The 21,529-nt window shown below is 66.9% G+C and carries 15 protein-coding genes and 4 pseudogenes; 10 read left to right on the top strand and 9 right to left on the bottom strand.

Annotated features, from left to right (window positions below; all coding sequences use genetic code 11):
* Position 1 precedes the first annotated feature (1 nt).
* The 4 genes and pseudogenes from OR16_RS15260 to OR16_RS15245 all read right to left on the bottom strand — a co-directional run bounded on the left by OR16_RS15260 (position 2) and on the right by OR16_RS15245 (position 6,314).
* Entirely contained in the window at positions 2–832 is an 831-nt protein-coding gene (locus tag OR16_RS15260; RefSeq protein WP_006158850.1) for an SDR family NAD(P)-dependent oxidoreductase, read from the bottom strand.
* Between the two features lie 67 nt (positions 833–899).
* Positions 900–2,086 (bottom strand): annotated as a pseudogene (locus OR16_RS15255) (lipid-transfer protein).
* A gap of 106 nt (positions 2,087–2,192) precedes the next feature.
* Positions 2,193–3,332, bottom strand: a complete 1,140-nt coding sequence (locus tag OR16_RS15250) for an acyl-CoA dehydrogenase family protein (RefSeq protein WP_006158849.1) — start codon at positions 3,330–3,332, stop codon at positions 2,193–2,195.
* A gap of 198 nt (positions 3,333–3,530) precedes the next feature.
* The gene (locus OR16_RS15245) at positions 3,531–6,314 is read right to left on the bottom strand and encodes a LuxR C-terminal-related transcriptional regulator (RefSeq protein ID WP_050982986.1); all 2,784 of its coding nucleotides are present in this window, start codon (positions 6,312–6,314) and stop codon (positions 3,531–3,533) included.
* Positions 6,315–6,579: 265 nt separating this feature from the next.
* Here OR16_RS15245 and OR16_RS15240 point away from each other — a divergent pair, with 265 nt between their 5' ends.
* The 6 genes and pseudogenes from OR16_RS15240 to OR16_RS48265 all read left to right on the top strand — a co-directional run bounded on the left by OR16_RS15240 (position 6,580) and on the right by OR16_RS48265 (position 14,596).
* Positions 6,580–7,785 carry a CaiB/BaiF CoA transferase family protein gene (locus tag OR16_RS15240; RefSeq protein ID WP_423739659.1) on the top strand — a complete coding sequence of 402 codons (1,206 nt, stop codon included), beginning with the start codon at positions 6,580–6,582 and terminating at the stop codon, positions 7,783–7,785.
* A 9-nt stretch (positions 7,786–7,794) separates the two neighbouring features.
* Positions 7,795–8,412: pseudogene (locus OR16_RS15235) on the top strand (acyl-CoA dehydrogenase family protein); the annotation flags it as partial.
* A 514-nt stretch (positions 8,413–8,926) separates the two neighbouring features.
* Positions 8,927–9,838, top strand: a complete 912-nt coding sequence (imuA, locus tag OR16_RS15230; RefSeq protein ID WP_006158845.1) for a translesion DNA synthesis-associated protein ImuA — start codon at positions 8,927–8,929, stop codon at positions 9,836–9,838.
* Positions 9,771–11,348: a Y-family DNA polymerase gene (locus OR16_RS15225; protein WP_006158844.1), complete on the top strand. Its 1,578-nt coding sequence runs from the start codon at positions 9,771–9,773 to the stop codon at positions 11,346–11,348. Before imuA ends, OR16_RS15225 begins: the two co-directional genes overlap by 68 nt.
* Before the next feature lie 27 nt (positions 11,349–11,375).
* On the top strand, positions 11,376–13,790 hold the full coding sequence (locus OR16_RS15220) for a PHP domain-containing protein (RefSeq protein ID WP_423739658.1): 2,415 nt from the start codon (positions 11,376–11,378) through the stop codon (positions 13,788–13,790).
* Positions 13,715–14,596 (top strand): OB-fold nucleic acid binding domain-containing protein, encoded by an 882-nt coding sequence (locus tag OR16_RS48265; RefSeq protein ID WP_423739657.1) that lies wholly within the window; start codon positions 13,715–13,717, stop codon positions 14,594–14,596. The genes OR16_RS15220 and OR16_RS48265 overlap by 76 nt, the downstream gene beginning before the upstream one ends.
* A gap of 40 nt (positions 14,597–14,636) precedes the next feature.
* On the opposite strand, the gene OR16_RS15215 is transcribed toward OR16_RS48265, so the two are convergent.
* Positions 14,637–14,873, bottom strand: a complete 237-nt coding sequence (locus tag OR16_RS15215; RefSeq protein ID WP_006158843.1) for a hypothetical protein — start codon at positions 14,871–14,873, stop codon at positions 14,637–14,639.
* 399 nt (positions 14,874–15,272) lie between these two features.
* Between OR16_RS15215 and OR16_RS45810 the strand changes: the two are divergent.
* Positions 15,273–17,022 (top strand): annotated as a pseudogene (locus OR16_RS45810) (methyl-accepting chemotaxis protein).
* A gap of 16 nt (positions 17,023–17,038) precedes the next feature.
* Here OR16_RS45810 and OR16_RS15205 read toward each other — a convergent pair.
* Positions 17,039–17,947 (bottom strand): DMT family transporter, encoded by a 909-nt coding sequence (locus OR16_RS15205; protein WP_006158840.1) that lies wholly within the window; start codon positions 17,945–17,947, stop codon positions 17,039–17,041.
* A gap of 238 nt (positions 17,948–18,185) precedes the next feature.
* Between OR16_RS15205 and OR16_RS15200 the strand changes: the two genes are divergently transcribed.
* The 3 genes from OR16_RS15200 to OR16_RS15190 all read left to right on the top strand — a co-directional run bounded on the left by OR16_RS15200 (position 18,186) and on the right by OR16_RS15190 (position 19,273).
* The gene (locus OR16_RS15200; protein WP_006158839.1) at positions 18,186–18,383 is read left to right on the top strand and encodes a hypothetical protein; all 198 of its coding nucleotides are present in this window, start codon (positions 18,186–18,188) and stop codon (positions 18,381–18,383) included.
* Positions 18,384–18,443: 60 nt separating this feature from the next.
* On the top strand, positions 18,444–18,692 hold the full coding sequence (locus OR16_RS15195) for a GlsB/YeaQ/YmgE family stress response membrane protein (RefSeq protein WP_006158838.1): 249 nt from the start codon (positions 18,444–18,446) through the stop codon (positions 18,690–18,692).
* Positions 18,693–18,778: 86 nt separating this feature from the next.
* Positions 18,779–19,273, top strand: a complete 495-nt coding sequence (locus OR16_RS15190) for a hypothetical protein (RefSeq protein ID WP_006158837.1) — start codon at positions 18,779–18,781, stop codon at positions 19,271–19,273.
* A 41-nt stretch (positions 19,274–19,314) separates the two neighbouring features.
* Here OR16_RS15190 and OR16_RS15185 read toward each other — a convergent pair whose 3' ends face one another.
* The 3 genes and pseudogenes from OR16_RS15185 to OR16_RS15175 form a co-directional block, all read right to left on the bottom strand.
* Positions 19,315–20,016, bottom strand: a complete 702-nt coding sequence (locus OR16_RS15185; RefSeq protein WP_006158836.1) for a DUF3053 domain-containing protein — start codon at positions 20,014–20,016, stop codon at positions 19,315–19,317.
* 108 nt (positions 20,017–20,124) lie between these two features.
* Positions 20,125–21,267, bottom strand: a complete 1,143-nt coding sequence (locus tag OR16_RS15180) for a tetratricopeptide repeat protein (RefSeq protein WP_006158835.1) — start codon at positions 21,265–21,267, stop codon at positions 20,125–20,127.
* A 56-nt stretch (positions 21,268–21,323) separates the two neighbouring features.
* A pseudogene (locus tag OR16_RS15175) lies at positions 21,324–21,524 on the bottom strand (site-2 protease family protein); the annotation flags it as partial.
* Between the last annotated feature and the right edge of the window lie 5 nt (positions 21,525–21,529).

Genomic DNA, 21,529 nt, shown 5'->3' with positions numbered 1-21,529 from the left:
CTTAGAAGCCGCCGCGGCCGCCTCCGCAGATCAGGGTCTGACCGGTCACGTAGTTCGACTCAGGGATGCAGAACATATACACCGCGCCGGCAGCTTCCTCGGCGGTGCCGGGGCGGCCGAACGCGATTTCCTTGCTGGCCTGCGCGATGCGGTCCGGATTGACGCCGACCTTGATATTGCGCCCTTCGATGCTGACCGTCTTTTCTTCGGTGGTCGCCTCGGTCAGTCGGGTGGGGATAAAACCGAAGGCGACGCAGTTCACGTTGACCTTCATGCGGCCCCACTCCTTGGCGAGGGACTTGGTCATGCCCATCACGCCGGCCTTGGCGGCCGAGTAGTTGACCTGGCCTGCGTTGCCCTGCGTGCCAGAGATCGACGAGATGTTCACCACCTTGCGGAAGACTTCCTTGCCGGCTTCGGCTTCGGCCTTGCTGAGTTCGCGCAACACCGGCTGGGCGGCGCGCAGCAGGTTGAACGGTGCCTTCAGGTGGCAGTCGACAATCGCGTCCCATTGTTCGTCGGACATCTTCTGGATCACGTTGTCCCAGGTGTAGCCGGCGTTGTTGACGAGGATGTCGAGGCTGCCGAACGCGTCCACCGCGGTCTTGACGATGCGGGTGCCGAAATCCGGCGCGACGATGTTGCCCGCAAAGGCCACGGCTTCGCCACCGGCGGCGCGGATCTCCGCCACGACTTCGTCGGCGGGCGCTTTGTCCAGATCGTTGACCACCACGCGAGCGCCCTGGCTGGCGAGCTTGAAAGCCACGGCGCGGCCAATGCCGCGGCCCGAGCCGGTAACGATGGCAACCTTGCCTTCAAGTGTCTTGCTCATGAATGACTCCTGGTACTGGATGAGATATAGATAGCCACACACTTGCCGAACGCGGCTTGTCCTGGATTCAATTCTTGCCGTAGAGGGTCACCACGCAGGCGCCGCCCAGGCCGAGGTTATGCTGCAGGGCGAGATTCACGCCCTCGACCTGGCGCTTGTCCGCGGTGCCGCGCAACTGGTTCGTCAATTCAAAGCACTGGGCCAGGCCGGTGGCGCCGAGCGGATGGCCCTTGGACAGCAGGCCGCCGGAGGGATTGGTCACGACCTGGCCGCCGTAGGTATTGCCGCCATCCATCACGAACTTCTCGGCCTCGCCGATGTTGCACAGGCCGAGCGCTTCGTAGCTCAGCAGTTCGTTGTGGGCGAAGCAGTCGTGCAGTTCGCAGACACGGATATCCTTGGGATCGACGCCGGCTTTCTCGTAGACCTTGTCCGCCGCGGCCTTGGCCATGTGAAAGCCCGCATAGCTGATCAGCGAGGGGGGTCGAAGGACTCGACCGGGTCGGTGGTCATCGACTGGGCCAGGATCTGCACGTCCGCGCGCAGGCCGTGCCTCTTCGCGAACTTTTCGGAGACGATGAGCGCAGCGGCGGCACCGCAGGTCGGCGGGCAGGCCATCAGGCGCGTCATCACGCCGGGCCACATCACCTTGTCGTTCATTACGTCTTCGGTGGTGAGGACGTTCTTGAAGAGCGCCAGCGGATTGTTGGCGGCGTGGCGGCTGGCCTTGGCGCGGATGGCGGCAAAGGTCTCCATCCTGGTGCCGTACCTCTGCATGTGCTCGCGGCCGGCGCCGCCGAAAGTGCGCAGGGCCTGCGGCAAATCGGACACGTCCGCGGTGAGCTCGCGCATGACGGGCTGGAAGCGCGCACGCGTGGCAGGGCGGTCGTCCCAGTGGGATTTCAGGGCGCCCGCCTGCATTTGTTCGAAGCCCAGCGCCAGCACGCAGTCGGCATCGCCGAGTGCCACCGCCTGGCGGGCCAGGTAGAGCGCGGTGGAGCCGGTCGAGCAGTTGTTGTTGACGTTGACGATGGGGATGCCGGTCAGGCCGACCTCGTACAGCGCGGTCTGGCCGCAGGTGGAGTCGCCGTACACGTAGCCGACGTAGGCCTGCTGCACCATCCGGTAGTCGATCCCGGCATCGGCCAGCGCGCGGCGCGCGGCGTCGGCACCCATTTCGGTATAGCTCGGGCTGGCGCCCGGTTTGCTGAACGGGATCATGCCTACGCCGCCAACCAGCACTTTTTCGCTCATGTCTGTCTCCAGTGTTTCGGTGGGGCCGCGGCCTTCGGCCACTGCCCGCCTTGTTTGCAATAACGGAATTGAAGGGGGAATCGGTGGCGGAGCTTCCAGGCCCTGCCTAGAGCTTGCGTGCAATCAGCTCGCGCATGACCTCGTTGGCGCCGCCGACCACGCGCGACACGCGGTAGTCGGTGAAGGCGCGCGCAATCGGGTACTCAAGCATGTAGCCGTAGCCGCCGTGCAGTTGCACCATGTCGTCGAGGCATTTCCACAGCGTTTCGGTGGCGTGAAGCTTGGCGATGGCGGCTTCGTGCACAGTGAGCTTGCGGCGCAGGTGTTCGCCCAGGTAGTAGTCGACCATGGTGCGCAGCGCCACCGCGTGGGCCTTGGCATCGGCCAGCTTGAACTTGGTGTTCTGGAAGTCCCAGACGGTTTGACCGAAGGCCCTGCGGTCCTTTACATACTCCAGCGTCACGCCGAGCAGGCGTTCGAGCGCGGTGGCGGCATACAGGGCGATGATCAGGCGCTCCTGCGCCAGCTCCTGCATCAGGTAGCCGAAGCCCTGGTTCACCTCGCCCAGCAGGTTGCCCACGGGCACGCGCACGTTGTCGAAGAACAGCTCGGCCGTATCCGCTGCCGGCTGGCCGACCTTCTGGAGCTTGCGGCCGCGGCGGAAGCCTTCGCGGTTGGTCTCGACCATGATCAGGCTGATGCCCTTGGCACCGGCTGCCGGGTCGGTCTTGCAGACCAGCATGATCATGTCGGCGCTCATGCCATTCGAGATGAAGGTCTTGCTGCCGTTGATGACGTATTCATCGCCATCGCGTACGGCGGTGGTGCGCGCGGCCTTGACATCGGAGCCGCCGCCAGGCTCGGTGATGCCGACTGCCAGGATGGTCTCCCCGGCGCAGATCGAGGGCAGCCACTTCTGTTTCTGCGCTTCAGTGCCCAGCCGGTTGATGTAAGGCGCGATGATGTCGGAATGCAGCGAGAAGCCTGCCCCGGAAATACCGGCACGGTGCATTTCCTCGAGAACGACCGCGGAATGCCCAAAGTCTCCGCCGCCGCCGCCGTACTCGGTGGGAATGGCGACGCACAGCAGGCCCTCGCGGCCAGCCTTGAGCCAGGTCTCGCGGTCTACGCGGCCGGCCAGGTCCCAAGCGGACTGGCGCGGTGCGCATTCCCTCTCGAAGAAGCGCCGCGCGCTGTCGCGCAGCATTTCGTGGTCCTCGCGAAAAACGGTACGGATGACGTCCACCGGATGCTCCCCTGATGTCTGGATGAAGGGCGGCGTTGTGCTGCTTTATGGCGCAGCACCGCCTTGCATTCATCTTCGTGGAGAGCGGGGCGAGCGGCACTCCCCGAGTCGGGGGGGGCTAGTGTGCTGCGGACCAGGCGCGACTGTCGCTAGGGCGCACGCCGATCAAACTGTGCAGCTTTGGGGGCCGCCGCGGTGCTAGCGGGGGCGGGCAGGCACCGGCGACTGGCTGGCCGCAAGATCCCGCAAGCGGCCCACAGCCTCATCTCGCCCGCCTACGTTGAGCTTGGCGTAGATGTTCTTCAGGTGCCATTTCACAGTCTCCGGCGTCACGTTGAGCACCTTCGCAATTCTCTTGTTGGCCATGGCCTGCGCGAGCAACTCCACCACTTCCGCTTCGCGCTCGGTGAGGTTAGGCATTGCGCCGGCCGGGCCGGCGGACGGGCGGGCCGCAGGCTCGCCCACGGTTTGGGCCGCCGCCGCCAGCAGGCGCTGGACGTAAAACGTGAGTACCGGGTCGAGCACTTTTTCCTGCAGTAGTGCGTCGAGGTGCTCTGGCACGCGCGACGAAACATCGAGCAGAGTGCGCACCAGCCCAAGCCGATGGCCCAGGCGCAGGGCCTGGAGAAGGTTCTCGCTTGCCGAGCGGGTGCGTCCGCAAGCCTGCTCCACCAGCGCGAGTTGCATGCGCAGGCTGGCTACGCGCCGCCAGCGGCCACTCGCTTCGGTCATCGAGATTAGCGGTACCAACTGGGCCAGCGCCGCTTCGAAATCCTTGCGATGCACGCACATGTCAATACGCGCGCGCCTGGCGCAGACAGTGATCTCCCATGCGGGGCTGCGGGTCGCGTCGGCGTGGCGCACGCCGAGCGTTTCAAGCCGTGCCAGGACCGCATCGGCCTGGTCCGGTTCGCCCTGCTGGAGGTGCCAGCGCAGGCGCGAGCCAAGTGCGTGGGCGAGGAGCCGGTCCAGGCAATGGGTGGTGGCGTATTCTTCGAGACGATCGAGATAGGCCCGCGCTTCCAGGTAGCCGCTCGCGCGCCAGTGGGCGGAGGCGAGCACCAGCAGCGCCCGGCACACGGTGTCGGGTATCGAGATGCGCTCCAGCACCTCGATGCGCGCCTCCAGCATCCGCCGCGCGGCGTCGACTTCGTTTAGCTCGTACATGGCATCGCCCAGCAGGCCCGCGGCCATGCAGGCGACGCCGATGAAGGCGGCGCCATACTTCTCCGCCTCCTGCAGCGCGTCGCGGAAGATGCGCTCGGCACGTACGATATCGCCTTCCAGCGCGTGGCTCATGCCGCCCAGGCAGCGCCCCACCAGGCTGGTGCGCGGCGCACCCTCGCGCCAGCCCTCGTCTTCCAGCACCTTGCGGGCCATTTCATACTCGCCGCGGTACATGTACATCCACGACAGGACATTGCTCCGCCCGGCGAGGGTGAGGTCGTCGGCGTCGGAGGGCACGCGCTGCAGCTCGGGGAGCAGGGCGACCACCGCGTCGGTGTCGTCGCGCTGCAGCGCCAGTCCGGCCCGCAGCAGGATGAGCGCATAACGCTGGCCGATATCGAGTTCGCCAAGCGTGGCCGGCGCCTCCAACTGATCGATGGTCCGCGCGACGGCGTCCAGGTCACGTGCGTACAGGCGCAGGTGCGCCAACAGCAAGCGCAGGCTGAAACGCGCCTCCACTTCGGCCGGTGGCAGCCGCCGCACCAGGGCGGCAACCTGGCTCAATTCGCCCTGCACATACAGCTCACGGGCGCAGGTCTCGACCAGATCGGCCGCGGCCTGCGGCTCGCCCGCCTGCACGGCATGACGAACCGCCTCATCGACATGGCCATTCTGCTCGAACCAGCGCCACGCTGCCGCATGCAAGGCGCGCTGCTCATCCTCGGACAAGACTGTCAGGCGGGCCTGCAACACCTCGCGCAAGAGAGGATGTATCCGGTACCAGGTCTCGCGGTCCCGGCTGCTGATTTGCGTAATGAAGAGGTTATCGCTGTCCAGGTGCGCGAGCCGCGCCATCATGCGCGCCACGGCGTGCGGCATACCCAGCAGGGTGGCGCACAACGGCGCGGAGAACCGGTTGCAGATCGAAATACGGGTAAGCAGTTCGAGGTCGTCCGGCGCCAGCCTCAGCAGCACCTCGCGCTCGAGGTAACTGGCGAAGGCACGCGCGTCGCGTACCTCCGTGCGCGCGTATTGCGGCGCGCCTTGCTTGGTCTTGAGGTCGAGGGCAAATAGCTGCAAGCCGGCGATCCAGCCATCGGTCAGCCCATGCAGCACCTCGGCATCGCGCTTTTCGATCTTGCCGAGCTGCTCGAGCAGGAAGCGTTCGGACTCTTCCGCGCTAAAACGCAGGTCGCGCAGGTCGAATTCGCTCAGCAAGCCCTGTGCGCGCAGGCGCGACAGCGACAGCGGCGGGGCGCTGCGGGAGCCTAGCACCAGGTGCAGTTGCGGGGGCGCGTAATCGATCAGGCATTGCAGGGCTTCGATGATGCGCGGATCGTCCACGTGCTGGAGGTCGTCGAGCATCAGCACCAGTTCGCGCGTCCGGTTTGCGATGCCGTTGACCAGCGTGATCACCCAATGCTCGATGGCCGAGTCTTCGCTGTCGCGCCCCATGAGCAAGGCAGCTTCGCGCACCATCCTGGCATCCACTTCGGCCAGGCTGGCCAGCAGGCAGTCGAAGAAGCGCGTGGGCTCGTTGTCCTCGGCGCCCAATGAAAGCCAGGCCACGTCGAAGTCGAGTGACAAAAGTGCCTGCCGCCATGCCACCATTGTGCTGGTCTTGCCACTGCCGGCCGGCCCCTGGACGACCACGCAGCGCTGGCGCCTCGCTTCGAGCAACCGTGCCAGCAGCGCTTCGCGCGGCATCAACCGGCGCGCGCCGCGCGGCGGAACCAGCTTGGTGCTGGCGATGGATTGAGCCGCGTGGCCGGTGGAGATGGTCGTTCCTTCGGACGGGATGCTGGAGGAAGGCATTGGCGCAGGCTTGTTGATCAACTTTAATGGTCAGCTGGCTTGCCGGCTCCGGTTGCAGCCGTGCAGCAGCTTCCGGAGGCGGAGCGAAGTCGCGGACACATTATAGTGCCGCGCTGGCGCGGCGCTGGCGACAGCGCGATACGTTTGGCGTATCGGCCGACACACTCTCGCTGCACCGGCTTCCGTAGCATGGCCTCGTTCTATTCGAGGAGGCATCCATGAGGCCCGATACTTTCCCGCCCACCTTGTGCTCAGGGAGCAAAGCGTGAGCGGCCCCCTTGCAGGCGTGCGTATCGTCGACATGACCACGGGGCTGATGGGGCCGTATGCGACCCAGATACTCGGCGAACTGGGCGCGGATGTCATTAATGGACCCCCGGAAGGGACACCGTCCGCAGCATCGGTCCCAGCTGCAACCCGGGCATGGGTGGCATTTTCCTGCACGCCAACCGCGGCAAGCGCAGCGTGGTGCTGGATCTCAAGCAGGCAGGCGGACGCGATGCGCCTGGCCGCCGATGCCGACGTGCTGATCTACAACGTGCGGCCGCAAGCCATGGCGAGGCTTGGCCTCGGCTATGAGGAGATCATTGGGGCTAACCCGAAAATCATCTATGTCGGCGTCGTCTATGGCTACGGGCAGCGCGGCGCCTATGCCGCCAAGCCTGCCTACGACGATCTGATCCAGGGCGCGGTCGCGATTCCGTCGCTAAGCACCCAGGCCGGCTCGGAAGTGCCGCGGTACGCACCCAATGCCATGGCAGACTGTATCGTCGGCATGAGCGCCGCCAATGCCGTGAGCGCGGCGCTCTACCACCGCGAGCGCACGGGAGAAGGGCAATCGATCGAAGTGCCGATGTTCGAGACCATGGCACAGTTCGTCCTTGGCGATCACATGTACGGGCACACCTTCGATCCGCCGGAAGGACCCGCCGGTTACGGGCGCTTGCTGAACGATCACCGCCGTCCGTACCGGACCCGGGACGGGCATCTTTGCGTGATGGTCTACAACGACAAGCAATGGAGGTCTTTCTTCGACCTGATCGGCAAGCCCGAGGTCATGGAAAGCGATCCACGCTTCGGCTCCATCGGCAAGCGTACCGAACACATTCACGAGCTTTACCGGATGCTGGCCGAGGTCATGGCAACGCGTACCTCGGCCGAATGGACCGCGGTGCTCGAAGCCGCCGACATTCCGGTGATGCCCATGCACACCATCGACTCGCTGATGGCGGACCCGCATCTCGATGCGGTGGGATTCTTCGGCATCGTCGAGCATCCCAGCGAAGGCCGCGTGCGTTCGATGGCAATCCCTTCGGCCTGGTCGAAGTCGCAGCCGCGCGTCGAGCGCCAGGCGCCGCGGCTGGGCGAGCACAGCGTCGAGGTGCTGGCGCAGGCCGGCTACAGCGCGGCGCAAATCCAGGCGCTGGCCGCGCAGGGCGCGACGTTTCTTCCCGAGCACAACAGCAAGTAACAACAGCACGGCTGGCTGGGCATCTGCATTCCCCAGGCCTATGGGGGTTCCGGGCTGGGCATTACCGAGGCCGCCATCATGATGCAGGCCATTTCCGAGTCGGGCGCGGGAATGAGTGGCGCGTCCGCCGTGCATATGAATATCTTCGGCCTCAATCCGGTGGTGATGTTCGGCAATGAGGAACAGAAGCAACGCATGCTGCCGCCGCTGATTGCCGGCAAGGAACGCGCATGCTTTGCGGTGACGGAGCCCAATACCGGCCTGAATACAACGCAACTGAAGACGCGCGCGGACCGGCAGGGCGATCACTATGTGCTCAACGGCGCCAAGACGTTTATCTCGACCGCCAGTTGCGTGGAAAAGATGCTGATCCTGGCGCGCACCACGCCGCTGGAGTCGGTCAAGAGCAAGTCGGACGGGTTGAGCCTGTTCTATACGACCATCGACCGCAATCATGTGGAAACCCGCGAGATCGACAAGATGGGCGATACCAACCAGGTCTTTATAGACGGCCTCAAGGTGGTGGTAGAAGACCGCATCGGTGACGAAGGCAAGGGCTTTCACTACATCCTGCACGGCATGAATGCCGAACGCATCCTGGTGGCGGCGGAAGCGGTGGGGCTGGGGGACACGCCGCGGCGCGCCGAGGTGAGCTCCAGTCCCGAGCCACGGGGCGCAATCAACATCCTCTTGGCCCCGTGATGGTGGTCGCGCCCAGCGTCTGCTTGATAGCGGAGATGGCGATGCCAACTTCCTTCCCGACTGAAGAGTGACAAACCCGATTGACCCCGGCTTGGCGTTGACGTTCCCGCGGTCGAGACCGGCACCCTCAACTGCTCGGTCTCACTCCTGATCTAGGCCGGTTTCAATTCCCGTGTGGCTGCCAGCAGGCCGTCATATATGCGTGCCGGCGCAGCTAACTTTGTAAGCCGTTAGTCTGGCCCGTCGGCGCAGCTAACAATGTCATTTTGGGTCCGGCGCAGCTAACTATGTCTCGGCACAACTAACTATTGTCATTCTCCACCCCATCGCCCCACCGCTTCACCCTTGCGCGCATCCGTGATACTGTATAAATATACAGTAATCGGAATCCCCCTCTCAGTTCCTGCTGACTTCCTGCTGGCTGAGCCGCAAGCATCACATGATCGCCCAACTCTTCCCCAACTCGCCCGGCACGTCGGGCGATTCGCCTTTGGCGCAGCCGCCCATGGCCGACCGGCAGGTTGCGCTGGGCGCACTGGAGCAACGCTATCCCGGCCTGTGGCGGGCGGGGCAGCTTGGCCATCTGGGCCGGGCGGGCAGCGTGCCGGCCTTGCCAACCGGCCATGCCGCGCTCTCGGCCGAGTTGCCGGGCGGCGGCTGGCCGGTGGGCGCGCTGACGGAGCTGCTGCTGGCCGACCCTGGGGTGGGCGAGTTGCGGCTGCTGCGCCCGGCGTTGCTGGCGTTGGCCGCCGATCAGCGCCGGGTGGCGCTGATCGGGCCGCCATACCTGCCCAATGCGTCGTGCCTGGCCGAGTGGGGGCTGCCCGCGCGTCAGTTGTACTGGGTGCGCCCGCCCGCTGGCGCGGGCCGGGCCGCGGCGCAGGCGGATGCGCTGTGGGCGGCGGAGCAGGTGCTGCGCAGCCAGGCCTTTGGCGGGGTGATGGTCTGGCTGCCCACGGCGCGGCCGGAGGCGCTGCGGCGCTTGCAGGTGCTGGCGCAGGCGGGAGACGCCGTGGTGTGGGCGTGCCGGCCGGCCAGCGTGCTGCGCGAGTCGTCGCCGGCGGTGCTGCGGCTGCTGTTGTCGCCGGCGCCGGGCAATGCCTTGTCGATCGGCTTTCACAAGCGGCGCGGCCCGGTGCGCGATGCGCCGCTGGTGCTGCCGCTGGGCGAGATGATGGCGGTGCCGGACAGCGCCTCTTCGTTGTCGCCAGCCCTCGTTGCGCCAGCGCCTTCCTATTCCCCGGTTTCCCGGACTTCCCACGCCATTGCGGGAGAGCAAGCCCATGTCGTACTGGATCGCGGTGCATCTGCCGCGCCTGCCGCTCGACGCGCTGCAGCCGAACTGGCCTGAGCCCGCCGGCGCTCCCCGCGCTTCCGATACCGCCACCGGCCTGCTGCACCACGGCGTCCCGGTGGCGGTGATGGAGCGCGAGCGGGTGGTGCTGGCCAATGGCCCGGCGGTGGCGCTGGGGGTGCAGGCGGGGATGCGGCGGGGCGGCGTGCAGGCGTTGTCGGCGCAGGTGGTGCAGCTGGAGCGCGAGCCGGCGGCCGAGGCGCAGGTCATGGCGGCATTAGCGCTGGCATTGCTGCATTTCACGCCGCACGTTACGGTGCATCCCGATCCCGGGGCAGCGACCGTGATGATCGATGCCGGGGCCAGCCTGCGGCTGTTTGGCGGGCACCTCGCGTTGTGCCGGGCGGTGTATGCGCGGGTGCGGCGCCTCGGCGTGTTCCTGCAACTGGGCTGCGGGCCCACCGCCTTCGGGGCGGCGTGGCTGGCGGCGCAGCCGCTGCGGCGGGATCGCCGTGGCGCGCTGGTGCGCCCGGCGCGCCGCGCCGTGCAGCCGCGGCGCATGGCGCGGCTGCTGGACCGGCTGCCGGTGGGCATGTTGCAGGGGCTGGCGGATGATGGCTGGCTCGATGGCATCGGCTGCCGGACCGTGGGCGAGGTGCGGGGCCTGCCGCGTGCCGGCCTGCGGCGCCGGCTGGGTCCGGACCTGCTGGCGCGGCTGGACCAGGCCTATGGCGAGGTGCCGGTGCGCTTTACGTGGTTCAGCGCGCCGGCCACGTTCTCGCAACGCATGGAGCTGCCTGGCCGGACCGAATCCGTGCAGGGCGTGATGGCGGGCGCGCAGCGTCTGCTGCTGGCGCTGGCCGGCTGGCTGGCCGTGCGGCAGGCAGGTGTCACGTATCTTGTGCTGCGGCTGGAGCATGAGCGCTACCGGCTTGGCACCGAGACCCCGGCGACGCCGGTGACGATCAGCCTGGCGCAGCCTAGCCGCGATCCGGCGCATTTGTCCAAGCTGCTGCAGGAGCGGCTGGACCAGGTGCGGTTCACGGTGCCGGCGGTGAGCCTGTTGCTGGTGGTGGAGTCGGTCGAGACCTGCCTGCCGCAGAGCGATGCGCTGTTTCCCGAGCCGGGTGGCACGCCGGCGGAGCTGGGCCGCGTGCTCGATACGCTGATGGCTCGGCTGGGCCGGGAGAACGTGCTGCAACCGCAGCCGCTGGCCGACCACCGGCCCGAGCGCGCCAACCGCTGGTGCCCGGTGGATGAGATGCCGGCGCGCGCGCCGCGCGAGCCGGAGCGTGCCGCGGCGGGCATGCCGGAGCGTCCGCTGTGGCTGATGGCGCAACCCGTGGCGCTGACCGTGCAACGCCATCGGCCTTGTCACGGTGGCCCGCTGACCTTGCTCTCGCGGCCGGAACGCATCGAATCCGGCTGGTGGGATGGGGCGCTGGCCACGCGCGATTACTTCATCGCGGAGCGCCCGGATGGGCTGCGCTGCTGGGTCTATCGCCAGCGCCCCGGGCGCGAGGAAAGCGGCGAATACCGCTGGTTCCTGCATGGCTTGTTTGCCTGAGCGTCAGCGATGCCGAGCCAGCCAGCCATGCCTTCATTTTCTGCGTTGCCGCCGGCGCTTTCCGCGTTGCTGCCGGCGTTGCCCGACTATGCCGAGCTGCATTGCATCTCCAATTTCACGTTCCTGGACGGGGCTTCGCATCCGGTCGAGCTGATCGAGCGCGCATTTGCGCTGGGCTACCGCGGCCTGGCGCTGACCGACGAATGCTCGGTGGCGGGCACGGCACGCGCGCACCACGCGCTGAAGGACCTGCGCGAACGCACTCGCGATGCGGCCGAGCGCAGCGCGGCGCGGCTGGCCGCCGGGCTGGATGAAGATGAGGAGGCGCCAGCGGACGAGCCGCAGGAGGAGGGCGACCAGGAAGGCGGCGAGGGCGAATTCGCCACCGCGCAGGATGCCCGCGCTGCCGCAAGCCCTGACGAAGCCTTGCAGGCCCGCCTGCGCCGCCATGAACGCCTGCTTGCCCTGGCCCGCGCAGCGCAGGATTTCCGCCTGCTGATTGGCAGCCGCTTCACGCTCACCGATCACGCGGGCCAGCCCGTGCTGCGGCTGGTGCTGCTGGCGCAGGACCGGGAAGGCTTCGGCAACCTCAGCGAGCTGATCACGCTTGGCCGCACGCGCGCGCAAAAGGGCGCCTACGCGCTGCATCCCGACGACATCGCCGCGCCGCAGCCGGACCAGGCCCACCTGCGCGGCATGCCCGATTGCCTGGCGCTGCTGCTGCCTTCGTATTGCCCTGACCCCGGCGAGCTGCTGCGGCAAGCCCAGTGGATGCAGCAGACGTTTGCCGGGCGCGGCTGGATCGCGCTCGAACAATTGCAGGGCCATGCCGATGCCATGCACCGGCTGCGGCTGGAGGAGGCCGCAGCGCTGACCGGCGTGCCGCTGGTGGCATCCGGGGCGGTGACCATGCACGTGCGCTCGCGCAAGCCACTGTCGGACGTGCTGAGCGCGATCCGCGTGGGCCAGCCGCTGGCCGAATGCGGCATGGCGCTGGCGCCCAATGCCGAGCAGCACCTGCGCATGCGCCAGCGCTTGTCGCGCTTGTACCCGCGCGAGGCGCTGGCGCAGACGTTGCGGGTTGCCGCAATGTGCGACTTCTCGCTGCAGTCGCTGCGCTACGAGTATCCGGAGGAACTGGTGCCCCTGGGCGAGACGCCGTTCAGCTACCTGCGCCGCGAGACCATGAAAGGCGTGCTGCGGCGCTTCCCCGCAGGTCTCCGGCCCAAATGGCGCAAGCAACTGAAGGAGGAGCTCGCGCTGATCCGCGAGAAGCAGTACGAGCCGTTCTTCCTCACCGTGCACGACATCGTGCGCTTTGCCCGCGGCCGCGGCATCCTGTGCCAGGGCCGCGGCTCGGCAGCCAATTCGCTGGTCTGCTATTGCCTGTTCATCACCGAGGTCGGTCCCAGGGATGCCAACCTGCTGTTCGGCCGCTTTCTCTCGAGCGAGCGCGACGAGCCGCCGGATATTGACGTGGACTTCGAGCACCAGCGGCGCGAAGAGGTCATCCAGTACATCTACGAGAAATACGGCCGCCACCGCGCCGCGCTGGCGGCGTCGCTGATCACCTATCGCTCGCGCAGCGCGCTGCGCGACGTGGGCCGGGCGCTGGGCATCGATGCCAGCGTGATCGAGCAGGTGGTCAAGGGGCAGGCGTGGTGGGATGGCGGCAAGACCTTCCTGGAGCGCATTTCGCAGTACGGGCTGGACCCGGACGCGCCGGCAGTACGGCAGTGGGCCAGCCTGACCGCGCAGCTGCGCGGCTTTCCACGCCACCTGTCGCAGCACGTGGGTGGCTTTGTGATTGCGCGGCACAAGCTGTCGCGGCTGGTGCCGATCGAGAACGCTGCCATGGAAAACCGCAGCGTGATCCAGTGGGACAAGGACGACCTGGAATCGCTGGGCCTCCTGAAGGTGGACGTGCTGGCGCTCGGCATGCTCTCGGCCATCCGGCGTGCGCTCACGATGATCCCCACGCGCTCGGGCGCGCCGTACCGGATGGAAGACGTGCCCAAGAAGGATCCGCAAACCTACGACATGATCTGCGCCGCCGACACCATCGGCGTGTTCCAGGTGGAGTCGCGCGCGCAGCAGTCGATGCTGCCGCGCCTCATGCCGCGCAAGTATTACGACCTGGTGGTGGAAGTGGCCATCGTGCGGCCCGGCCCGATCCAGGGCGGCATGGCCGCAACAAGTACCCCGAGGCTTTTGCGCTGGCCCTGTGCAAGCAGATCGAAGGGTTTGGCGAATACGGCTTCCCGGAAAGCCATGCCGCCAGCTTCGCCAAGCTGGTCTATATCAGCGCGTGGATCAAGTGCCACCATCCGGCGGCCTTCCTGTGCGCGCTGCTCAACAGCCAGCCGATGGGATTCTACTCGGCGTCGCAACTCGTGCAGGATGCGCGCCGGCACCACGTGCGCACGTATCCGGTGGATGTGACGGTGAGCGGCTGGGAAAGCGCGCTGGAGCATGAGGCCAGCGGCGCGGTGGCGAGTGCGCGCCAGCGTCAGCGCCAGCGCCAGCGCGTCCACCCGGCGGTGCGGCTTGGCCTGAACCGCGTGAACGGCATGCGCGAGGCGGCGGCTGGGCGGATCGAGCAGGCCCGCGCGCAGGCGCCTTTCGCCAGCGTGGAAGACCTGGTGCTGCGCGCGCGCCTGGACCGGCACGACATCGACGCGCTGGCCGCCGCAGATGCGCTGGCCAGCCTCGCCGGGCATCGCCGCCAGGCGCGCTGGCAGGCGCGCGCCGCGGCGCTGCAGGCCGCGCACCACGACCTGCTCTATGAGGCGCCGCCGGCCGAGAGCGCGCTATCGCTGCCGGCGCCGCGCCTGGGCGAGGATGTGGCGGCCGATTACGCCAGCACGGGCCTGTCGCTCAAATCGCATCCGCTCGCGCTGCTGCGGCCCAGGCTGGCCGCGATGCAATACGCGACGGCGCAGGAACTATCCCGCTGCGGCAACAACCGGCAGGTGCGTGCCTGCGGCATCGTCACGGTGCGGCAGCGGCCATCCACGGCCGGCGGCACCATCTTTACGTCGATCGAGGACGAAACCGGTGCCATCAACGTGATCCTGTGGCCGGACCTGATCGAGCGCCAGCGCAAGGAGGTGCTGGGCGCGAAACTGCTGGGGGTGATCGGCACGTGGCAGCGCCAGGGCGAGGTCAGGCATCTGGTGGCACAGGAACTGGTGGACCTGAGCCCGCTGCTGGGCCGCCTGATGGTACCCAGCCGCGATTTTCACTGACGCCAGGCGATGCTACCGCGGACGTGATTGCGCGGGCGCCTCATGCCCGCGTGGTTTCGCCGCGCCGTGCCCGGTTCATCTCCCCCTGCCAGCCGACCGCGCGGAGCAGCGCGTAGCCGTGCTCCGTGATGCGCGGGCACCAGAGGTCGGCTCCGCATTCCGCCAGCGACACGAGGCCGCGTTCGAGTAGTGCCTCCAGGTCCACGGGATCGAGTTCCAGTCGATCCTGCACATCGTGGACCAGCAGCAAGGTGGCAAATTCGTGGGGGCTTAACATCGCCATCTCCTGGGTTGAAAATCCTGATCGCGCGGCCCGCGCATGGCGCAGAACCGCCTACGGAAAGACAGCACTCAACGGCATTGGTTCAGGCGTTTCCCACATCTTTACAAGCCAGCGCGCTGATTTCGCGATCCCTTGGTTGTACGCTCGTTGTACGTCGGTTATGCGTCTGTTTTGTGTCAGCCTGATCTCCGCTTATTGCCTATACGCGGCCGGCTTCTCGCTAGCCACGCTCCCGTCTTGTGCCCGTCCTTGCCCGTTTAGCGGGAATCCTGCACCCGCCTTGTGCCGTTCTGGCCCCGCTCTTGTGCATGCGGAAAAAGCCGCGAAAACGCGCTTCAGTAAGGGTTGAGCCGGCCGTTACAAGACCCATGCAAGCGATTATTCGGGGCTCCCATGGCTACCTTTCTCTCCCCCGCCGTGCGCCTGATGGCGCGCCTCACCATCACCCGCAAGCTGCTGTTGCTTGCCATCCTGTTCCTGATCCCGCTCAGCGGCGCGCTCTATGCGGTGCTGAGCCTGTCGGTGCAATCGATCCGCGCTTCGCAGGACGAACTGCGCGGCCTGGCCATCGTCGAGCGTGCCCTCGATTTCATGCGCGAGACGCAGGTCCGGCGCGGCGCGGCCAATGCCGTGCTTGCCGGCAACGCGGCATTTCGCGCCACCTTTGACGGCGCGGATGCGAAGGCCGCGGCACACCTTGGCGCGCTGATGCAGCAAGCGGGCGAGGCGGCCCGCTTCGATGTCATGCCGGAAGCAAGAATGCTCGAACAGTCGTGGCAACGCATGCATGAAACGGGCCTGAAGGCCACCGCCGGCCCGCTGTTCGAGACGCACAGCGCGCTGGTCAAGCAGACGCGGCTGTTTATCGGCGATGTGGCGGACCGCTCTTCGCTCGCGCTCGACCCCGACAGCGGCTCGTACTACCTGGTGACGCTGATGGTCGGGCAGATGCCCAAGCTGGCCGAGTTGAGTGCGCTGGCGCGTGGCAGGGGCGCGGCCATCATCAGCCAGGGTGGATACTCTGATGCGGCGCAGCAAGCCGAGCTGGCCGCGCTGGGCGAGCAGATCCAGGACGGCCTGGAATCCGTGCGGCGCGATATCGACCGCGTGAGGCGCGGGGCCCCGGCGTATCGCCCGCGGGTGGAAGGCGCGCTCGCGCAACTGGCCGCCATGGACGCCTTCTACCGCACGCTGAAGGAAAAGATGCTGGGCAGCGGCGGCATCGCCATCGAGGCCAAGCCCTATTTTGACGAAGCGACGGCAGCCATCAATGCGGTCTCCTCGGTCAACAAGGCGTTTTCCGGGATCGCCCGCGACATGCTGGCGCAGCGCATTGATGCCGAGATGCTGCAGCTCGAGGTGCTGGCCGGGGTAGCCCTGCTGGCCGTGGGCGCGGCGTTCTACCTGTTCGCCGGCTTCAGCCACGGCATGCGCGAGGACGTGCGGCAGGTGGCCAGCATGGTGGAGCGCATCAACGCCGGCGACCTGGCCATTACGCTGGCGGTGCGCGGCAGCGACGAGCTCAGCCATGTGAAGCGGCACCTGCTGTCGCTGGTGCGCGGGCGAGGCGTCCGACATCGCCGTGGCTGGCGGGACCTCGGTGGGCCGCGTGCTGCGGACCATGGGCGAGATCGAGGCCGATTCGAAGCGCATTGTCGACATCATCGCGGTGATCGACGGCATCGCGTTCCAGACCAACATCCTGGCGCTCAACGCGGCGGTGGAAGCGGCGCGCGCCGGTGAGTACGGGCGCGGCTTTGCCGTGGTGGCCACCGAGGTGCGCAGCCTGGCGCAGCGCGCCGGCAGCTCCGCCAAGGAGATCCGCATGCTGATTTCCCAATCGGTGCAGCGGGTGGAGGCCGGCTCGGCGCTGGCCGGGGACGCGGCCGCCACCATGGACAGCATTGTCGCGGCGGTCAAGCGCGTGACCGTCATGATGGAGGAGATCAGCCGCGCCTCCCAGGAGCAGAGCAGCGGTATTGTCCAGGTGAACCAGGCCGTGACGCAGATGGATCAGGTGACGCAGCAGAACGCGGCGCTGGTCGAGCAGGCCGCCGCCGCGGCCGATGCGCTCAAGGAGCAAGCCCAGCGCATGGAGCGCTCGGTCGCCGTGTTCCGGCTGGATCCGGCGATCGCGGGCTAGGCGGCCTAGCCCGCATTCAGCGCCGGTTGGCGATCCAGATGCCGGCCACGATGGCGCCCAGGCCGGCCGCGTGATACCAGCGCGGCCAGTCGCCCAGCAGCGCCGAAGACATCAGCGCGGCAAAGACCGGCGTGAGCGTGAAGAAGAACACCGGCAGCTGCGCCCCGGCACGGGCAATGGCACGGTCCCAGGCAAAGTAGGCCAGCAGCGAGGGGATCGTTGCCACATAGACCAGGATGCCGAGCGCCTTGCCGTTCCAGTGAATCGGCGCGCTCCCTGACAGTAGTTCCCACGCGACGAACGGCACGCAGGCCAGCACGCCCGCCACGATCTGCGCAAACAGCAGCACCGCCAGCGGCAGGTCCGGGCGCTTCTTGCGCAGCAGCCAGGTGTAAGCGCTCCAGGTGATGGTGCCGGCCAGCATGAACAAATCGCCGGCCACGAAATCCAGCTGGGCCAGCCGCCCGGGATCCCCGCGCAGCATCACCACGCCCACGCCGGCAAGGCACAGCAGGGCGCCCGCCACATGCCAGCCGCGCACCCGCTCGCGGAAGAACAGCGCGCCGATGATCAACAGGAAGATCGGCGCCGAAGCGCTGATCAGCGTGACATTGATCGGCGACGAGGTGGTCAGCGCCAGGTACTGCATGGCGTTGTAGACCGAGACGGAGAGCATGCCCATGGCGGCAATCACACCGGCGTGCCGGCGCAGCGTGGCGGCATGCTCGCGCACGCCACGCCAGACATAGGGCGCGAGCAGCAGCCCGGCCAGCGCCCAGCGGGCAAAGTTCAGCGTGATCGGGGGGATGGCGCCGGCGGCGTAGTGGCCGACGATGGCGTTGCCGGCCCAGCTCAGCGGCGGGAATGTCAGCAGGCCAAGCGTGGTCCAGTCGAGCCGGGCGCGGCCGGTGGCGGAAGCGGTCATCGGAGGGTTGTCGTCCTGTTCGTATTCTTGTTGTTCTGTTTGCCGCCGGCATCATGCCGCTGGCGCGGATTGCAAAAGATTGTGACCGGCATGCTGCTGGCCGATGCGTTGCGCTAGTCTTCCCATCAGCCGGATACGAACTGTTACATAGCGCTGTGCATTCGCTGTCAACAGGCACTCGCATCGGGCCGTTTTTACAGGCAACGCGCAAGCTGCGCGCCTCAACCTGGAGATAGACATGAAGAAGGCACTCGCCATCCTGACCCTCGGACTCTTCGCTGCCGGCGCTTTCGCCCAGGCCCCGGCTCCGGCCCCGGCCGCCGACGCCCCCAAGGCGCCTGCCAAGGTCGAAAAGAGCGCGCACAAGAGCAACAAGACACACGGCACCTCCAAGCATACCAAGACGGCAACGCCGGCCAAGTCCGCCGCGCAGTAATGCGCGGGTTCAGGGTGCGCTCCGCTGGGGGCGCACCCTCTTTTCTTTTCCCCTGACGCCATGCACCTGATCTGGACCATTCTTATCGGCTTCGTCGCTGGGCTCGTAGCGCGTGCCATTACCCCGGGCAGCGGCCCTAGCGGGTTCTTCCTGACGGCTGCGCTGGGCATCGGCGGCGCGTTGGCGGCCACCTTTCTCGGGCAGGCCCTGCACTGGTATCGCCCAGGGCAATCGGCAGGCTTTATCGGCGCCGTGGTGGGCGCGGTGATCCTGCTGCTGGCCTATCACCTGATCAGCAAGAAGAGCTAGGCCCCGTGCCGTTGATGGCTATGCGCCAACACCAAGCACCAAGCACCAAGCAGCAGCACCCGCAACGCAGAGCACGGAACCCGATCATGAGCCTGATGGACTTTTTGCAGAACGCAGCTTCCGCCCTTGGCGGCAATCCCGAGCAGCAGGTGGACCACATTGCGCAGAACGCGCCGGAGGGCGCGCTTGGCCAGTTGCTGGCCGGCGCTTTCCACTCGGATCAGACGCCGGCCTTCGGCAATATGGTGGGGGAGTTGTTCGGCCAATCCAACGGTGCGCAGCAGGCGGGCATGCTTAACCAGCTGCTGGCAACGCTTGGGCCCGCGGTGTTGTCCGGCGCGGCGGGCGGCGCACTGGGCAATCTGCTGCAGCCCGGCGCGACCCAGGTCACGCCCGAGCAGGCCAGCCAGCTGAGTCCGGCGCAGGTGCAGGAGATCGCCACCCATGCCGAGCAGGCCCATCCGGGCATCGTCGACCAGATTGCCGGCTTCTACGCGCAGCACCCCGCGTTGGTCAAGACCATCGGGAGCGCCGCGCTGGCCATCGCGCTGGCCAAGTTCAAGGAACACCAGCAGGGCTGAGCGCCCGGGCTGGCATGGCTTGCATCACTGCTCGCTGAAGCTCAGTTGCCCAGCATCACGGCCCGCAAGCGGGTCTGCGCCAGCTTCACTTCCTTGGCCTGGTTGTTCAGGCCTTGCAGCAGCTTGTTCAGTTCTGCTTGCACGGCCGGGCTTTGCACTTTCACGACGGACCCGCTGACCTCGATCTGGCCCTTGTTCTTCTCCACGAAGTCGGCCACCTGCAGGCCGCTCGCAAAGGCGGCGTCCACCTGCGGGAACACCGCCTTGAACGTGTTGGCGGGCACGGTCACGGTCTTCTCGAAGGCCTTGTCGTAGACCACCTTCAAGTCATCCGCTTGCTTGAGCTGCGCGTGGGCGGCATCGGCCTTGGCCTGCTCGGTGTCGAGTGCGCCGCGCATGCCGGCCAGCATCTCGCGCGCAGCCTTGACCTCGTCGCGGCGCGCCACGATGTCGCTCAATGAACGCATGGCACCCTTTTGCATGACATCGCCGAGCGGCTTGACCGAGCTGCTCATGCCCGTGTTGAAATCGGTGATCACCGCATACTGCGCGGCGTAGTCGCCAAACGATTCCTTCTCCGCCGCGCTGAGTTGCGGCACGCGCACGCCGGGCTTGTCGACGATCCGGGTTTGCAGGAACTGCGTGAAAGCGGCGCGCTGCTCGGGCTCCTTGTTGCCGCAGGCGGCGAGCACCAGCGGCAGTGCGGCGATGAGCAAGGTGAGCGAACGGGTGTTGAACTTCATGGGAATTTCCAGGTAGGTGCTGTTGGTGCTGTTGGTACTGTTGGTACTGTCTGTACCGTTGGTGATGTTGTTTGAAGCGCCCCGCGATCTTGGCGCGGGGCGGTATGCCTAGGGCAGCTCCACCTGCAGCCGCGCCAGGGTGCGCAGCAGCGTTTCGTCATCGGGCGACAAATGGGTTGCCATCGCAAACGCGGCGCGCGCCTCGTCTTTGCGATTCAGCTGCCACAGTGCTTCGCCCTTGTGCACCAGGCCTTCCACGCGCGCGCCCAGGTTGGCTTCGGTGCCCTCGCCAAACGCGGCCAGCGATTGCTCCATGTAGCCGAGCGCCTGCTCGGGCTGGCCCAGGCGGAACAGGGCCCAGCCTTTGCTGTCGAGGATAAAAGGGTTGTCTGGCGAGTGCGCCAGCGCCTCGTCGATCAGGGCCATGCCGCGCCCGACCATCCAGTTCGCGTCGACCAGCGCATAGCCGACCTCGTTCAGGCGCTCCTTCGTGAGCGGCGCCAGGCCAAGCGCGATATCCAGCTGCTTGTCGTCCCGGCCGGCAATGGCCAGATCGATCAGCTTGCGCCGCACGCGCGCCTGGAAGCCCGCGCCGATTTCGCCCTTGCCGGCCTCGTAGCTGGCCAGCATCTGCCGGAACGCGGCCGCGGGCCCGGCGTTGGTGGGCAGGGCGGCGATGGTATCGGACTGGCGCTTGCACCAGGCATATTCGGCCGGTTCCAGGCCGCCAAACTCATAGTCCAGGCTGATCGTCTGTGCCTTGTAGCTTTGTGCATAGTAGGTATAGCCGCGGCTATCCGTCCGGTTGCAGAACAGGAAACCGTCCTTGAGGTCGAGCACATAGGCCAGGCCAGCCATGGGATGGTTGCTGGTCTCGCCGCGCATCGAGAACGCCTCCCCGAAATCCCCTTCGCCGACGATCGGGTTGAGGATCCACTTGTCCCTTGGATAGCGCTTGGGCAGCCGCACCGACACGGTATTGCCGTGCTTGTCGGTCACCCCGAAGATCACGCTGTCCTGCTCGTTCGGCTTAGGGGTGATGCCGGCGATCCGCTGGCCCGGCAGGAACAAGCGGTAACGGGCCTCGGGCAGGGGCCGGTCGGTGGCCGGATCGCGCAGCACGAATCGGTGCAGTTGCGAGCCTTCGCCGAGCGTGCCGGGTGGTCGGTAGTCGCGCGCCAGGGTCATGGCGGGAATGGTTGCCACAGCCAACAGGACTGCGCCCTTCAGGTAAAGCGTTTTGCTTCTCATTGCCTTGGTATTCAGGTTGAATTGGATTCGGGCGGCTTCGGGCGGCTTCTGCGGCGTCAGCTGGCCATGCCGCCGGCGCGCAGGCTGTCCAGCATGCCGTGCGGGTCATGGGTCATGACCGCCAGGAACGCCAGGAACACCACCAGCCCGAGGTAGTACAGCGTATAGGTCAGTCGCATTGCCGCGCTGATGGTGCAATAGGCGCGGTTCTCCGGGGCCCGCGGATCGTAGCGCCAGGCCTTGAGCATCGGCACAACGCCGT

This window comes from Cupriavidus basilensis OR16, from assembly GCF_000243095.1.
Taxonomy (GTDB): domain Bacteria; phylum Pseudomonadota; class Gammaproteobacteria; order Burkholderiales; family Burkholderiaceae; genus Cupriavidus; species Cupriavidus basilensis_D.
The sequence above is the reverse complement of the archived record's forward strand: the minus strand, read 5'-3'. Positions and strand labels throughout refer to the sequence as shown.

What these genes read in the sequence shown, in the direction of transcription:
- OR16_RS15260 (WP_006158850.1), bottom strand. Translation starts at nt 832, where the DNA reads ATGAGCAAGACACTTGAAGGCAAGGTTGCCATCGTTACCGGCTCGGGC.
- OR16_RS15245 (WP_050982986.1), bottom strand. Translation starts at nt 6,314, where the DNA reads ATGCCTTCCTCCAGCATCCCGTCCGAAGGAACGACCATCTCCACCGGC.
- imuA (WP_006158845.1), top strand. Translation starts at nt 8,927, where the DNA reads ATGATCGCCCAACTCTTCCCCAACTCGCCCGGCACGTCGGGCGATTCG.
- OR16_RS15225 (WP_006158844.1), top strand. Translation starts at nt 9,771, where the DNA reads ATGTCGTACTGGATCGCGGTGCATCTGCCGCGCCTGCCGCTCGACGCG.
- OR16_RS15220 (WP_423739658.1), top strand. Translation starts at nt 11,376, where the DNA reads ATGCCTTCATTTTCTGCGTTGCCGCCGGCGCTTTCCGCGTTGCTGCCG.
- OR16_RS48265 (WP_423739657.1), top strand. Translation starts at nt 13,715, where the DNA reads ATGGGATTCTACTCGGCGTCGCAACTCGTGCAGGATGCGCGCCGGCAC.
- OR16_RS15215 (WP_006158843.1), bottom strand. Translation starts at nt 14,873, where the DNA reads ATGTTAAGCCCCCACGAATTTGCCACCTTGCTGCTGGTCCACGATGTG.
- OR16_RS15205 (WP_006158840.1), bottom strand. Translation starts at nt 17,947, where the DNA reads ATGACCGCTTCCGCCACCGGCCGCGCCCGGCTCGACTGGACCACGCTT.
- OR16_RS15200 (WP_006158839.1), top strand. Translation starts at nt 18,186, where the DNA reads ATGAAGAAGGCACTCGCCATCCTGACCCTCGGACTCTTCGCTGCCGGC.
- OR16_RS15195 (WP_006158838.1), top strand. Translation starts at nt 18,444, where the DNA reads ATGCACCTGATCTGGACCATTCTTATCGGCTTCGTCGCTGGGCTCGTA.
- OR16_RS15190 (WP_006158837.1), top strand. Translation starts at nt 18,779, where the DNA reads ATGAGCCTGATGGACTTTTTGCAGAACGCAGCTTCCGCCCTTGGCGGC.
- OR16_RS15185 (WP_006158836.1), bottom strand. Translation starts at nt 20,016, where the DNA reads ATGAAGTTCAACACCCGTTCGCTCACCTTGCTCATCGCCGCACTGCCG.
- OR16_RS15180 (WP_006158835.1), bottom strand. Translation starts at nt 21,267, where the DNA reads ATGAGAAGCAAAACGCTTTACCTGAAGGGCGCAGTCCTGTTGGCTGTG.